General features: G+C 67.7%; 13 protein-coding genes. 5 read left to right on the forward strand and 8 right to left on the reverse strand.

What is annotated here, in order from left to right:
- The first annotated feature begins 59 nt into the window (after positions 1-59).
- The gene (locus tag AC5P76_RS13200) at positions 60-815 is read left to right on the forward strand and encodes a hypothetical protein (RefSeq protein ID WP_258391160.1); all 756 of its coding nucleotides are present in this window, start codon (positions 60-62) and stop codon (positions 813-815) included.
- A gap of 123 nt (positions 816-938) precedes the next feature.
- Here AC5P76_RS13200 and AC5P76_RS13205 read toward each other — a convergent pair whose 3' ends face one another.
- Positions 939-1,922 (reverse strand): hypothetical protein, encoded by a 984-nt coding sequence (locus AC5P76_RS13205; RefSeq protein ID WP_111186147.1) that lies wholly within the window; start codon positions 1,920-1,922, stop codon positions 939-941.
- Positions 1,923-2,060: 138 nt separating this feature from the next.
- Between AC5P76_RS13205 and AC5P76_RS13210 the strand changes: the two genes are divergently transcribed.
- Both AC5P76_RS13210 and AC5P76_RS13215 read left to right on the forward strand, forming a co-directional pair.
- Positions 2,061-3,023: a DUF2268 domain-containing putative Zn-dependent protease gene (locus AC5P76_RS13210; protein ID WP_495222770.1), complete on the forward strand. Its 963-nt coding sequence runs from the start codon at positions 2,061-2,063 to the stop codon at positions 3,021-3,023.
- A gap of 30 nt (positions 3,024-3,053) precedes the next feature.
- Positions 3,054-3,845, forward strand: coding sequence for an SGNH/GDSL hydrolase family protein (locus tag AC5P76_RS13215; RefSeq protein ID WP_495222771.1), 792 nt, complete (start codon positions 3,054-3,056; stop codon positions 3,843-3,845).
- 45 nt (positions 3,846-3,890) lie between these two features.
- Here AC5P76_RS13215 and AC5P76_RS13220 read toward each other — a convergent pair whose 3' ends face one another.
- Positions 3,891-4,436, reverse strand: a complete 546-nt coding sequence (locus tag AC5P76_RS13220) for a thioesterase family protein (RefSeq protein WP_065176034.1) — start codon at positions 4,434-4,436, stop codon at positions 3,891-3,893.
- A gap of 68 nt (positions 4,437-4,504) precedes the next feature.
- On the opposite strand from AC5P76_RS13220, the gene AC5P76_RS13225 reads away from it, so the two are divergent.
- Both AC5P76_RS13225 and AC5P76_RS13230 read left to right on the forward strand, forming a co-directional pair.
- Positions 4,505-5,086: a TetR/AcrR family transcriptional regulator gene (locus AC5P76_RS13225; protein WP_111186136.1), complete on the forward strand. Its 582-nt coding sequence runs from the start codon at positions 4,505-4,507 to the stop codon at positions 5,084-5,086.
- A 44-nt stretch (positions 5,087-5,130) separates the two neighbouring features.
- Positions 5,131-5,511, forward strand: a complete 381-nt coding sequence (locus AC5P76_RS13230) for a VOC family protein (RefSeq protein WP_111186135.1) — start codon at positions 5,131-5,133, stop codon at positions 5,509-5,511.
- A gap of 154 nt (positions 5,512-5,665) precedes the next feature.
- Here AC5P76_RS13230 and AC5P76_RS13235 read toward each other — a convergent pair whose 3' ends face one another.
- The 6 genes from AC5P76_RS13235 to hutI form a co-directional block, all read right to left on the reverse strand.
- Positions 5,666-7,774 carry a TonB-dependent receptor family protein gene (locus AC5P76_RS13235; RefSeq protein ID WP_111186134.1) on the reverse strand — a complete coding sequence of 703 codons (2,109 nt, stop codon included), beginning with the start codon at positions 7,772-7,774 and terminating at the stop codon, positions 5,666-5,668.
- A 148-nt stretch (positions 7,775-7,922) separates the two neighbouring features.
- Positions 7,923-9,356: a serine hydrolase domain-containing protein gene (locus AC5P76_RS13240; RefSeq protein ID WP_495222772.1), complete on the reverse strand. Its 1,434-nt coding sequence runs from the start codon at positions 9,354-9,356 to the stop codon at positions 7,923-7,925.
- Between the two features lie 134 nt (positions 9,357-9,490).
- Positions 9,491-11,164, reverse strand: a complete 1,674-nt coding sequence (gene hutU, locus AC5P76_RS13245) for a urocanate hydratase (protein ID WP_263174956.1) — start codon at positions 11,162-11,164, stop codon at positions 9,491-9,493.
- Positions 11,161-12,015, reverse strand: a complete 855-nt coding sequence (hutG, locus tag AC5P76_RS13250; RefSeq protein WP_197571568.1) for an N-formylglutamate deformylase — start codon at positions 12,013-12,015, stop codon at positions 11,161-11,163. Before hutG ends, hutU begins: the two co-directional genes overlap by 4 nt.
- Positions 12,012-13,553, reverse strand: coding sequence for a histidine ammonia-lyase (gene hutH / locus AC5P76_RS13255; RefSeq protein ID WP_053515500.1), 1,542 nt, complete (start codon positions 13,551-13,553; stop codon positions 12,012-12,014). Before hutH ends, hutG begins: the two co-directional genes overlap by 4 nt.
- The gene (hutI, locus tag AC5P76_RS13260; RefSeq protein ID WP_495222773.1) at positions 13,550-14,773 is read right to left on the reverse strand and encodes an imidazolonepropionase; all 1,224 of its coding nucleotides are present in this window, start codon (positions 14,771-14,773) and stop codon (positions 13,550-13,552) included. Before hutI ends, hutH begins: the two co-directional genes overlap by 4 nt.
- Positions 14,774-14,786: the final 13 nt, after the last annotated feature.

The raw sequence follows: 14,786 nt of genomic DNA on the forward strand, positions 1-14,786 counted from the left end.
GGAGCCGAGCCATGGTCGGCTGCTGTTGACGGAGCCGGGGAAGTCACATGAAGGCATGGATGTTGGCGCTCGCTCCGCTGTTGGTTTCTCCTGTGGCCATGGCGGTCGAGCGGCCGATGAGCGTGCACGTCACGTACGACTGGTCTGGCTGGGGTTCCGTATCTGAGCGCTGGATCATCCGGCGCGATGCCTACGGCGTGACCACCCGTGTACAGGTGGTTGACGCGCCCGACGTGCAATCGCGGGTGCCGGAGCTGCTGCCGTTCGGCGCGATGTCAGCGTTCGAGGCTGCGCTGCAGGCAGCGCCGTTGACCCGGGATGCCACGGTGGATCTGATTGCTTCGCATATGGACCGGTCCACCATGCTGAAGCTGGATCCACAGTTGCGCAGCACGCCGCCGGCCAGATGCTCGTTCGCCCAGCAGCAGGCCTGGGCACGCCGGGCGCTGGCCGGGCAAGGTCTGCAGGAGCGCGTTGCAGCGCATTTCCGCGGCCTCTGGACTGACGACCATCCCAGCATGACCGTGGTCGTAAGCCGTCCGGGCCGCCCGGACACCGTGCTGGTGTCCACTTCCCAGTACGCAATGATGCTGCCATGGAAGCGCGTGTCATCGACGAACTTCGACCAGCACGTTCTGGCAGGCGCGCAGGAGCAGTGGCGTCCGGCGTTGAGCGATGCACTGATGGCGCTGCTGCCTGCGGGGGAACCCAGCCGCGAACGTTTCAGGATCAGCTGGTTGCAGAACAGATTACGAGACGACATTGCCCAGGAGGCGCTGCGTTGCGGGGCGCTGCGCAAGGAAACCGCAGATTGATCATCCACGGATGCTCTGCGATCAACGGTGCAGACTCGACAGCGACAGGTCGATCGCGGTGCGGCCGGACAGGCGCCCCAGCAGGGAAGTTGTCCGTGGAGAGCGCTGCCTGGGCATCCGCGCTCACGCCAGTGGCAGGCGGTCCTGCGCGTGCGAAAGGCGATCATGCAGGTCGCGCACATGCTCGGCCCTGGCATGTACCCGGGTGGTGTCGCCGAAGCTGCGCAGATAGGCGCAGGCAGCGAAGCCGTCACTCTTGCTTTCATACTCCGTAATCCAGGCCAGTCGGTCCGGATTGTCGGCCTGCTCGGCCGACCACGCGGCGGCGGGCGGGCGGATGCGGTACTTCAGGCCGACACGCCATGGTTTGGGTGTCAGCCGGGCCCGGAAGCAGTGCTGCAGCCGGCACATGCGCGCGTACAGCGTGTCGGTGCCCAGTGCGTTGAAGAACGCCTGCAGCGCCTCGTCGCCGGGGGAGAACGTGGCATGCATGGCCAGTATCCGCAGCCCGGCCGGCGTCCGGTACGCGCGCAGATGCCAGTCCGGGTGCTGCCTGCTGAAGTCCGCGACCCGCTGCAGGGCCACGCCCTCGGCGCCACCGGCAGCGGCCAGGCGACGCCTGCGTTGCATCAGCATCGCGGTATTCACCAGAGCCACGGCTGCCACGCCCAGTACCAGCCCCACCAGCCAGTGCCAGAGCAGGGTCCCGATGAGGGCAACGGCGGGCAGCAGGGCCGCCGCGATGATGGCGGGCATCACACATCCTGCCGGTGGTTGCGGGTGGTCAATGTCGGCGAACAGGACGTCCGGAGTGTTCAGGCACAGCGCACCGTAGCTGTTGCGGGTGATCACCACGCCGCCATCGCGCTGCACGATCTGCTCGCGGATCGGCACGCCTTCCACGCCGTAGTTGCTGCGGACCTCGCGGCGCGGCAGTGCCTGCCCGGCGAGGATGGCATTGAGCGCTTCGTTGGCCCGGCGCTCGGCGTGTGCCTGGGCGTCGGCAGGGCTTGTGTCGGACCATCCGAAGCGACGCACCACCACCGGCCGGCCGCGGAAACGGGCCTGCAGGCGGGCTTCGGCCCAGTACGCGGGAACGATCATCATCGTGCGGTGCGCCATCATCCATGGCAGATGCCGAGGTGAGTCTGGCACACGGGCGTAACGGCCGCACCCGCCTGCTGCGGCGAGGCGGGCACAGTGATAGATTGCCTGCCTGGCATTGTCTCCGCCAAGGACGGATCGATGTTCGTTTCCCTGCGTGGCCTGCTTGCCCTGGCGCTGGCCGGGACGGCCGGCGTGGCCCATGGTGCAGCGCCCGGGCCCGAGATCCTGATTTCCGACGCCAGCCGCTTCTATGCCCTTTACGACACGACCGATGGCCAGCCCAGCGTCGCCCAGTTGGCGCAGTACCTGGCCGAAGGGACGCCCAGCCTGGGCGAGTTCGCGAGCCGGCGACGGGTCACCGCCGAGCGCATCGCCGACGCCATGCGTCGCGACCCGGCGATGTACGCCAACGGCCGGACCTGCCTGGATGAACTGCCTGCGGTACGCCAGCGGCTGGTGCAGGTGTTCGCCAATCTGCAGGCGATCTATCCGCAGGCGAGGTTTCCACCGGTCGCGATCATGGTCGGTCGGGGCCGACCGGTCGGCCTGACCCATCCGGGGGGCGTGCTGATCGGGCTGGAAGCTCTTTGCGCGGCTGACTTCATGAACCCCAACGTGCAGGACCGCTTCGTGCACGTGATCGCGCACGAGTACGTGCACATCCAGCAGACCGGTGCGATCGATTTCGAGCAGGGTGATCCGCGTGCGACGGTGCTGCGCCTGTCACTGGCCGAAGGCGTGGCCGAGTTCATCACCGAACTGGTTTCCGGCAACGTCGGCAACGGACGCCACGCGGCATGGACGCGGGGCAGGGAAGTGCACATCGAAAGTGCATTCGCGCTGGACCTGGACAGTACCGATCTGTCGCCCTGGCTGTACAACTACACGCCCGGTTCCGACGCGCCCTACGATCTGGGCTACTGGGTGGGCTACCGCATCGCCAAGGCGTACTACCTGCAGGCCAGGGACAAGCGCGAAGCGGTACGCGCCCTGATCGAACAGGACGATCCGAAGGCGATCCTGGCGGCCAGTGGCTGGACGCCGGGCATGTGGATGCCGGCGAAGGTGACTGGCGTGGCCGCACGCGCTGCGGCACACTGAGTGCGGAACAGAACGCTACGGGAGATCGGCATGCGCATTCCTGCTTTGACGGCCGGCGCCATCGCGCTGGCATTGGCGATGACCGGCGGCGTGAACGCGGCCGATGCACCCGCCATCAACCCGCTGCTGACACGGCCAGTGGACCAGCTGCGGCCGGACGAAGTCCGTTTCATGCAGCAGCGTCTGGCGGATTGGCCACAGCTGCAGCGCTATCGTGACGCCAACGCAGCCCTGCCTGCTGCCCGGCCCGGACAGCCACGCGTGGTGTTCTACGGCGACTCGATCACCGAGGGCTGGGGGGCTGAGGGCAGTGCCGCCTTCTTCCCCGGCAAGGGGTATCTCAATCGTGGCATCGGGGGCCAGACCACGGCGCAGATGCTGGTTCGCTTCCCGCAGGATGTGCTTGCGCTGCATCCCCAGGTGGTGGTGATCCTGGCCGGCACCAACGATATCGCCGGCAATACCGGCCAGGCCACGCAGGCGATGATCGAAGACAACGTGCAGGCGATGGTGGCGCTGGCGAAAGCGCAGGGCATCAGCGTGGTGCTGGCCTCGGTGCTGCCGGTCAGCGAGTACCCCTGGACGCCTGGTATCGAGCCCGCCGCGAAGGTGCGTGCATTGAACCGTGCACTGAAACGCCATGCCGACGAACAACAGCTGGTCTACCTGGACTACCACACGCCGTTGGCCAACGCGCAGGGCGGTCTGGATGCCGACCTGGCCGGCGACGGCGTGCATCCCACCACGAAAGGCTACGCGGTGATGGCACCGCTGGCCGAGGCTGCGATCAACCAGGCACTGGCGAGGCGCGCCGCCCGGTGATGGTCGGCAGGACCATGCCGCAGGTCGGGCTGTGCTGGTGGGAACTCAGTCGTCGTCGCGCTTCAGCGCAGCGTCGGCAGCCAGCAGAGCTTCGGCGGCGGCGCTGAGTGCGGGGGAGGGCGGCAGCGGCGAACCGATGGCGTCCATCATCTGCTGCATGCCCACGAATGCGCGCGCGCGGCGATCATAGATGCCGGTGACCAGCAGGGCGCGCGTGGCGATCTTCTGGCCGTCGCCGACCAGCACGCGCTGCTCCATGATCACGCGCGTGCCGACCCAGCCGGCCAGGCGTGTTTCCAGGGTGAAGCGCTGGAATGGCCGGAGCTCGCGGCGGAACTGGATGGTGCCGGCGCCGACGATCGGCGCCCATTTCTCGCGCAGCGCCACCTTGCCCAGGCCCATGCGCAGGATCAGGTCCAACCGGCCCAGATCGAAGATGTTCCAGTAGCGGCCGTTGGTCATGTGCAGGTTGCTGTCCAGATCGTTGGGCAGCACCCGGAACTGCAGCCGCGACACGCCGAAAGGCGCCTCCAGCCTGGGCCGGAACAGACTGCACAGCAGCAGATGGAGCAGGCGGAACCAGAGATTCATGATTATTACGGGTGTTATAGAATCGACGGTACGCTAGTCTATGACGACTGTCTTAGCAAGGCGCAGCCATGAGTCCGCGAACGTCCGACGCTCCCCAGCGCGTGATCGATGCCGCCGCGCAGATGCTGGCTCGGGTTGGGCTGAACGCAACCAGCATCCGTGAAGTGACCAAGCTGGCCGACGCGCCGCTGGGGTCCACCTACCACCACTTTCCCGGCGGCAAGCAGGAGCTGCTGGCGCGCGCCACGCTTATGGCCGGCGACAAGGTGGAAGCGCTGCTGGTGGCGCTGCTGAAGGGCGGCGCAGTGCAGGGCCTGCAGCAGTTCCTGGCGATGTGGCGCGAGCGCCTGCTGCGCTCCGGGTTCCGCGCGGGTTGCCCGGTGCTGGCCGCTGCCGTTGAGGAGCCGATGGACGCGGTGCCGAGCCAGCCCCGCGCGGCAGCTGCCGAGGTGTTCGCGCGCTGGCACGATCATCTCGCCAGGGCGCTCGTCGCCGAAGGACATGCGCCAGCCGCTGCGGGTGAGCTGGCCAGCCTGGTGATTGCCAGCGTGGAAGGCGCGGTGGCGATGTGCCGCGCGCTGCAGGATATCGCTCCGTTTGACCAGGTCGCCGCGCAGCTGCTCAGGGCTGTCGCGCCACCTGCGCGCTAGAATCAACGCGAACGCGCTGCTGCGTGCCCGGCAAGGACGTCCCCATGTTGCACCACCTCTCCCTCGGCGTCCGTGACCTCGATGCCGCAGGCCGCTTTTACGATGCCGCACTCGCCACGCTTGGGTTTCGCCGGGTCTTCGAGGACGAGACCGCGATCGGTTATGGGGTGGTCGATGATGAGGATGCGCTGTGCCTGAAGCTGCGTGATGACGCCGCAGCGCCGGGTCCCGGTTTCCACGTAGCGTTTGCCGCGGACTCGGCAGCGGCCGTGGATGCCTTCCACGCAGCCGCCGTGGCCAACGGGGGCGCTGACAACGGTGCGCCCGGCCTGCGCCCCGATTACGGTGACTTCTACTACGCGGCGTTCGTGGTCGACCCCGATGGCCATCGCATCGAAGCGGTGACCAAGGCGCGGCCGGAGTGACGCAGCCAGGTGTTTCGGCGCCCGCACGCTGACAAGCACAAGCGCACGCAGCAGCTCACGCCAGCGATGGTTCGCGCGGTGGGACGCTGCCGGGTACGTCGTCGAAGTGGCTGAAACGACGACGCCGGATCACACCCGGCGCCGCCCGGGGCGATCAATCGAAACGCCAGCGCACGCCTGCATAGATGCCCCGGCCTTCGCCAGGCGTGGAGCGGGCGACATCCTTGCCGGCGTCGTCGTAGCCCGGTGTGACCGTGGCCGCGTAGTGGCGGTTGCCGAGGTTGCGCATCTCCGCCCACGCCTGCCAGCGGCCACCGGGTGCGTCGTAGCCGATGCGGCTGCCGAAGATCACGTGGCTGTCGGCCCAGTAGCTGTTGGCGTAGTCCACCGCGATGCGCGAGGCGTATTCGGTGTTCAGCGCGGCGTACAGGCCGGAGGCATGATCGAAGCGCAGCTCGGACTGGTAGCTGTGGCGCGGCAGGCCCGGCAGGCGGTTGCTGCCGAAGCGCGCGTCGCGGCGGTAACGGAAATCACTGAAGGTGTACGCTTGGCGCAACGACAGGCGCCCCGGCGCGGCCTGCCACAGCGTGCTGTCCAAACCGGCTTCGATGCCACGGTGCACGGTGGGGCTGGCGTTATTTTCTGCGATGAACAGGTTCGGCACCGGTTGCAACTCCACGCTAAGCAGCTCGTGGTTCACGTGCGCGTAGTAGCCGGTCAGCTCCCAGCGGCCCAGCACGGCATCGCCGCGTGCACCCAGTTCCAGCGTGGTGGCGGTCTGGTTCTGCATCGGTACCGGCGCGCGCTGGCGGCCGCTGGACGGGCCGTTGCCCGGCCCGAAGTACTGGTTGGAACCCCAGATCATCGACCACGGGTGGGGCGCTTCCACCGAGCGGCTGAGGTTGCCGAACCACTGTGTCTGAGCGCTGTGCTGCCAGGTGAAGCCCAGTCGCGGTGCGTAGTCCCAGTCGTGGTCGCGCAGGCGGCCGCCGCTGCTCGGCCAGGTCACCTGCACATCGCGGCGGGTGTTGATCAGTGCCAGCCCGGTCTGCATGCGCAGGCGGTCATTGAAGGCGAGGGTATTGCCGACGTGCAGTGTGCTGTCGGTGCCGTGGTGGCGGAAGTCACGCGTGCGCGTACCGGCGGCATAGCCGTTGCTGGCAAAGCGCAGCGACTCGCGCACATCGGCGTCCAGATCGTGGGTGACGCGCAGACCGATCGTGGTTCGGCTGTCCAGGCCGAACAGCCGGTGGCGGTGGTGGTAGTCCAGCGTGGCGTTGAGGTTGGCGTAGTCCAGCTGCTGGCGGTACAGGCTCTCGTTCAAGTCCATCGGATACGTGTGATAGACCAGCCCGGCCTGCAGCGAAGAATCCTCGTCGATCTGCAGCGTGGTGACATTACCGACCCAGGTACTGCCCGGCTGCGGGCGGCGCGCATCGATGGCCAGGTTGGCTGCGTTCGCGGCTCGCGGATCGTTGCGGATCTGATCGCGGGTCAAGCGACCGGGCGTTTCGTGATTGGTTTCGCGGTAGCGAACGAAGAAACGCGTCTGCAGGTCGGGCGTGATCTGCCAGCCGATGTTGGCCATCGCGCCCTTGCCGTCGCCGCGCGCATGGCGCTGATAACCATCGAACTCGGTATCGGTGTAGGCCAGGAAGTAATCGAGATCGCCGTTGACACCGCCCCAGCTGATGCCGCGTTTCTGGTAGCCACGGCTGCCCGCTTCGTAGTGCAGCTGCATGCCGGCCGAATCACGGCCGCTGCGGCTTACATAGTCGATGGCACCGCCCAGCGCCAGCGCGCCGCGCTCGAAGCCGTTGGCGCCGCGCAGCACCTCCACCCGCGACAGCCACAGCGGTTCCAGCAGTTCGTAGGGCGTGCCGCCGGGGCCGGTCAACGGCAGGCCGTCGAGGGACACGGCAATGCCCGAGGCATGCGCGCCCGGCCCACGGTTGATGCCTGAGCCGCGGATCGACACCTTGGTGCCCTCGTTGCCCGGCGACTGCGCACTGATGCCCGGCTGGAAGGCGAGTACATCGGCACTGCTGGCCAGTCGGCTGTCGGCCTTGGCCACGTCGATGACGTTGCTGGCGCCGGGTACGCGCTTCAGCGCCTCGCGGGCCTGGGCGCTGGCATCGGCCGCAGTGACCTGCACGGCATCAAGGGTAGTGGCCTGCGGGGCCGCGGCGGCGGTGGAGGAAAGGCCGAGGGAAACGGCCAGAAACAGCAGCGACGGGGTGGGGCGGTACGACGAGAGGGACATGCGGAAATGCTGTAAACCACGAAAGTGGCGCGCAAGTTAACAGGTCGACGGCGCCACGTCACCCATCACCGGCGTATGGGGCAGGTGCACCTGTAGAGCCGAGCCGATGCTCGGCTGCTTTTTTACGGAGCCGAGCATCGGCTCGGCTCTACAAAGACGGTTTCGCCAGCGCCTTCGACTTCGCATACAGCCGCTCTGCGACATCCGTCTCACCCAATGCCGCATGACACTCGGCCAGGCTGTCCCACACATTGGCCGAATCCGGATACAGCTCGGTGTTGAGGGCGAATACCTTCAACGCCCTGCGCGCGCCCAGGCCCTCGCGGATGCCATAGCCATCGCTGTTGATCGCACGTTCCAGCTCGCTGCCGCTGATGCCGTGGTCGTCGCGCAACCAGGCCCGCATTGCCTGTGCAGCCCCTGCGTCATCGTCCAACGCATAGGCAATCAGGCGTTCGGACAGCGCAGCGTGCGGAAACACCTTGGGTGCGGCGACGGCCATCGTGCTCTCCACCAGGGTGCTCGACCAGACGTTGCGGGCGCTGCCGTTGGTGAGGTACACGAACAGCCAGTAGCCGCTGGCCAGGGTGTCCTTGTACGCCAGCCGCGCACGCACGCGGGTGCCACCGTCGTGACCGACCTGGGTGTAGCCATCGCTGCGCGTGGTATCCCAGCCGGTGGAGAAGAAATTGCTGCGGCCATCGGTCAGCCTCTGCGGCTGCCAGAGCTTTTCCAGTGTTGCCGTACGCAGCAGCTTGCCGGTGGCCAGCGCCTGCAGGAAACGGTTCATGTCGCCCACGCTGGTCTGCAGATCGGCATGGCCCCAGCCGTAGTCCGGCCACGGGTCTTCGTTGGCCGGCTGCAGCTGCCCATCCTTGCCGATGTACGGCACGGCCGCGCGCTGGGCTGGCACGCTGGCGACACCCCACGAGGTGCTGGCCATCTTCAACGGCTGCAGGATGCGTTCGCGGGCGATCGCCGGGTAGGGCCTGCCGTAATGCGTTTGCAGCAATGCGGTCAGCACCAGATAGTTGGCCTGCGTGTACTGCACGCGGCTGCCGGTGGTGAACTGCATCGGCGCCGAACCAGCGACCTTCAGTGCGGCGGCGAGATCGGGTGCGAGGCCGTTGTAGCCCTTGCTCACCCAGCGGTTGTCCACCCGCTCGTAGTACTCGCCGATACCGGAGCTGTGGTTGAGGAAATCACGCACACGGATCGCCTGCCATGCGGCGGGCAAGTCCGGCACGTAGCGGCTGGCCGGTGCATCCAGATCCACCTTGCCCTCATCGACCAGCTGCATCACCAGCGTGCTGGTCAGCAGCTTGGCCATCGACTGCGCGGCGAAGATGGTATCGACGGTGGCCGGTGAATGGGTAGCGGGATCACGTTCACCGCTGGCGCCCTGGTACAGCACCTGGCCGTTGTGTGCGACCAGTACCGCCTGGCCGGCGATGCCATAGCGTTCGCGGTTGGCCTGCAACTGCGCATCCATCCGGGCCGGAAGATCGTTGCGAACATCCCCCGCCAGAGCAGGCAGGGCAACGGTCAAGGCACAGAAGAGCGCGGCAAGGGCGCGGTACATCGCGATGATCCGTCAGTGGCGATGGCGCATCTTGGTCAGCGGCGGGGGCGGGGTCAAGCGCATGGCGCCGGGCCATGCCCGGCATCGCAGGTACCCGCACCGGTAGCGCCGGGCCATGCCCGGCGACACCCGGGTCACGATCGGCCCAGAATACCCGGCAGATCCAGTCCCTTTTCCTTCGCGCACTCGATCGCGATCTCATAGCCGGCATCGGCGTGGCGCATCACGCCGGTGGCCGGGTCGTTCCACAGCACACGACCGATGCGCTTGGCGGCCGCCTCGGTGCCATCGCAGACGATGACCATGCCGGCGTGCTGCGAGAAGCCCATGCCCACGCCGCCGCCGTGGTGCAGCGATACCCAGGTCGCACCGCTGGCGGTGTTGAGCAGCGCGTTCAGCAGCGGCCAGTCGGAGACTGCGTCGGAACCGTCGGCCATGGCTTCGGTTTCGCGGTTCGGCGAAGCGACGCTGCCGCTGTCCAGGTGGTCGCGGCCGATCACCACCGGCGCCTTCAGCTCACCGTTGGCGACCATTTCGTTGAAGGCCAGCCCCAGCCGATCGCGGTCACCCAGGCCCACCCAGCAGATGCGCGCCGGCAGACCCTGGAACTTGATCTTCTCGGCGGCCATGTCCAGCCAGCGGTGCAGGTGCGGGTTGTCCGGAATCAGTTCCTTCACCTTGGCGTCGGTCTTGGCGATGTCTTCCGGATCGCCACTCAGCGCGGCCCAGCGGAACGGGCCGATGCCGCGGCAGAACAGCGGACGGATGTAGGCCGGGACGAAGCCGGGGAAATCGAAGGCATTGGCCACGCCTTCTTCCAGCGCCATCTGCCGCAGGTTATTGCCGTAATCGACGGTCGGCACGCCCAGTGCGTGGAAGCCGAGCATGGCGCGGATGTGGTTGGCCATCGAGGCACGCGCGGCCTTTTCCACTTCCTTCGGCGCGGAAACCCGCTTCTCGTCCCATTGTTCGACGGTCCAGCCCTGCGGCAGGTAGCCGTTCACCGGGTCGTGCGCGGAGGTCTGGTCGGTCAGCAGGTCCGGCTTCACGCCGCGCTTGAGCAGTTCGGCCAGCACATCGGCAACGTTGCCTAGCAGGCCCACCGATTTCGGCGTGCCCGCCTTGCAGGCTTCATCGATCAGGCGCAGTGCTTCGTCCAGGTTGTCGGTCCAGGTGTCCAGGTAGCCGGTGCGCAGGCGCATGTCGATGCTGCTCCTTCGGCACTCGACCGCCAGGCAGGAGGCACCCGCCATCACTGCCGCCAGCGGCTGCGCGCCGCCCATGCCGCCCAGGCCGCCGGTGAACAACCACTTGCCGGTGAGATCGCCGCCGAAGTGCTGGCGGCCCATTTCCACGAACGTCTCGTAGGTGCCCTGCACGATGCCCTGTGCGCCGATGTAGATCCAGCTGCCGGCGGTCATCTGGCCGTACATGGCCAGGCCCTTCTTATCCAGCTCGTTGAAGTGGTCCCAGTTGGCCCAGCGCGGCACCAGGTTGGAGTTGGCGATCAGCACGCGCGGCGCATCGGCATGCGTGCGGAACACGCCCACCGGCTTGCCCGACTGCACCAGCAGGGTCTGGTCATCGTCCAGGCGCTTGAGCGTTTCGACGATGGCATCGAAGCTCTCCCAGTCGCGCGCGGCGCGGCCGATGCCGCCGTACACCACCAGTTCCTGCGGCCGTTCGGCCACGTCCGGATGCAGGTTGTTCATCAGCATGCGCAGCGGTGCTTCGGTCAGCCAGCTCTTGGCGTTGAGCGTGGTGCCGGTCGGTGCGGCAAGGGTGCGGGACGGGTCGTTGCGGGTCATGCGGCGCTCCGGTTCGTAGCAAATTCAAGGCAGGCATTGAGCACCTGCGCCAGGGTGTGGCGCAGCGGTGCGGCGTGGTCGGGGTCGAGCGGGGTGGGCCAGCTGTGCTCGTCCACCTGGTCCGGCAGGGGTTCGTGCATGTAGCCGCGACAGGCCAGCTCCATCTGCAGGCTGTGCACGCCGCCGGCCACGTTGCTGTAGTGGCGGGTGATCCAGCCGCCCTTGAAGCGGCCGTTGCGCACCTGGCTCATGCCGCTGATCTTCAGCAGGTTTTCCACCACGTCGCTCAGTGCGTTGTCGCAGGAGGTATCCGGTGCGCCGGACGGACCGGCGGTGCCGAGATTGAACTGCGGCAGTTCACCGTCGAACAGGTGTGGAATGTGCGAGCGGATCGAGTGCGCGTCATACACCACCACCGTGCCGTGACGTGCGCGCAGCCGCGCGATCTGCGCGGCCAGCGCGTCGTGGTAAGGCGCGAAATAGGTGTCCCGACGGCGCGCGATCTCCGCTTCGTCCGGCTCGCGCCCGGCGTGGTACAGCGGCTGGTTGTCGAAGGTGGTCAGCGGGCACAGGCCGGTGGTGTTCTGGCCCGGGTACAGCGATACCCCGCTGGGATCGCGGTTGAGATCGATCACCGAACGCGAGATCGCCGACCGCACGGTGGTCGCGCCCATGCCGCGTGCGAAGTCGTACAGTTCGTGCACCCACCAGTCGGTATCGCGACGCGCCAGCCACGGCGAGTGATAGTCGCCGATCAGATCGTGCGGCAGTTCGCTGCCGGTATGCGGGAAGCTGACGATCAGCGGAGCATCGCCCTCGTGCACCGTCAGCCAGTCGGGGTGGGCATTCATGCCTGCGGCTCCACGGTCGGCAGGACAGCTTCCAGGCCCCGTGCCAGCGCGCCGCTGCGCACGAGCGAGGTGGCAACCACCATGTCCGGGTGGAAGTAGCGGTCGTCCTGCAGGGTCGGCACCTGCGCGCGCAGGGTGGCGCGTACGTTCTCCAGTGCAGCGCTGGAGCGCAGCGGCGCATGGAAGTCACAGCCCTGTGCGGCGGCCAGCAGTTCGATGCCGATCACATTGGCCGCGTTCTCGGCCATCTGCATCAGCCGGCGCGCACCGTGTGCGGCCATGGACACGTGGTCTTCCTGGTTGGCCGAGGTCGGGATCGAATCCACACTGGCCGGATAGGCCCGCTGCTTGTTCTCGGACACCAGCGCGGCGGCGGTCACCTGCGGAATCATGAAGCCGGAATTCAGGCCGGGGCGCGGGGTCAGGAAAGCCGGCAGGCCGGACAGTGCCGGATCGACCAGCATGGCCAGGCGGCGTTCGCTGATCGAACCGATCTCGCACACCGCCATCGCCAGCATGTCGGCCGCGAAGGCCACCGGCTCGGCGTGGAAGTTGCCGCCGGACAGCGCCTCGCCGGTGTCGGTGAACACCAGCGGATTGTCGGACACGCCGTTGGCTTCGATTTCCAGCGTGGTGGCGGCCTGGCGCAGGATGTCCAGTGCCGCACCCATCACCTGCGGCTGGCAGCGCAGGCAATACGGATCCTGCACCCGCACGTCGTTGTCGCGATGCGATTCACGGATGCCCGAGTCCTGCATCAGCGTGCGCAGCGTGGCGGCCGTGGCGATCTGTCCGCGCTGGCCACGAATGGCATGGATGCGCGGATCGAACGGTGTATCCGATCCCTTCGCCGCTTCCACCGACAGTGCGCCGGTGACCAGCGCGGCCTGGAACACGGTCTCGATCTCGAACAGGCCGGCCAGCGCATAGGCGGTGGAGAACTGGGTGCCATTGAGCAGGGCCAGGCCTTCCTTTGCGCCCAGTTCAACCGGCTGCAGGCCGGCCCGCGCCAGTGCGTCCCGGGCCGGCAGCCGCTCATCGCCGATGAAGGCTTCGCCCACGCCCAGCATCACGCTGGCCAGGTGCGAAAGCGGTGCGAGGTCACCCGATGCGCCGACCGAGCCCTGCGCCGGCACCACCGGCAACACGCCCTTGACCAGCATCGCCTCCAGCAGCAGCAGCGTCTCCTCGCGCACACCGGAAGCCCCCTGGGCCAGGCTGACCAGCTTCAGCGCCATCATCAGCCGCACCACGCTGGCGGGCATCGGCTCACCCACGCCTGCGGCGTGCGACAGCACGATGTTCCGCTGCAGCGTGGCCAGGTCTTCGCGCTCGATGCGCACGCTGGCCAGCTTGCCGAAGCCGGTATTGATGCCGTACACCGGCGCACCCTTGGCGACGATGGCCGCCACGGCGGCGGCACTGGCGCGTACCACCGGCAGCGCCGCCGGATCCAGCGCAAGCGGCGCACCGCGATAGACCTGTCGCCACTGGGCGAGGGTGACATGGCCGGGGCGAAGAACCAGGGTGTTGCTCATGTGTTGCTCCAGGAGGCAGGCAGGTCGGGCTGACCGCGCACCACGCGCGCGTGCAGCGGGTTGAATCCAATGCGGTAGACCAGGTCGGCCGGCGCGTCGATGTCCCAGATCGCCAGGTCGCAGTCCATGCCCACGGCCAGGCGCCCGATGCGGTCGCCATGGCCCAGCGCACGCGCTGCTTCGCGGGTGAAGCCGGCGATGCACTCGTCCACCGTCAGGCGGAACAGGGTCGCGCCCATGTTCATCGCCAGCAGCGGGCTGGTCAGCGGCGAGGTGCCCGGGTTGCTGTCGGTGGCCAGTGCCAGCGGCACACCCGCTGCACGCAGCGCGGCAATCGGCGGCGGGGTGGTATCGCGGGTGAAATAGAACGCGCCCGGCAGCAGCACGGCAACGGTGCCGGCCGCCGCCATCGCGGCGATGCCGGCGTCATCCAGATGTTCGATGTGATCGGCCGACAGCGCGCCGAAGCCGGCGGCAAGCTCTGCCCCGTGCTGGTTGCTCAACTGCTCGGCATGGATCTTCACCGCCAGTCCGTTCGCGCGTGCGGCGTCGAACACCTGCCGCGCCTGCGCAGGGGAGAAGGCGATGTTCTCGCAGAACACGTCCACGGCTTCGGCCAGGCCCTCGGCCGCGATGGCCGGAATCATCACGTCGCAGACCTCGTCGATGTACTCCTGCGCCTGGCGGCCCGGGGGAACCGCATGGGCACCCAGGAAGGTCGGCACCACATTCACCCGGCATTCCTCGCCCAGCGCGCGTGCGACCTGCAGCTGCTTGCGCTCGTCGTCCAGGGTCAGGCCGTAGCCGGACTTGATCTCGATCGTGGTCACGCCCTCGGCGCGCATCGCCAGCAGGCGAGGGCGGCTCTCGGCGGCAAGCTGGGCTGGCGTTGCGGCGCGGGTGGCGCGCACGGTGGAGACAATGCCGCCGCCCGCGCGGGCGATGTCGGCATAGCTCACACCCTGCAGGCGCTGCTCGAATTCGTTGGCGCGGTTGCCGGCGTAGACCAGGTGGGTGTGGCAGTCGATCAGGCCGGGCGAGACCCAGCGGCCTTCGCCGTCGATGCGGGTGGTCGGCTGCAGATGTGCATCGCTGCCGACCGGGCCGACGTGGACGATGCGGCCGCCCGCGCAGGCCAGCACGCCGTCACGGAGGACACCCAGGCCCTCACCGTCGAGGGTGATCAGATGGACGTTGGACCAGAGGATATCGACATGCATGGCATCCACACTG

Source organism: Stenotrophomonas sp. YJH_SMC_36 (assembly GCF_059369935.1).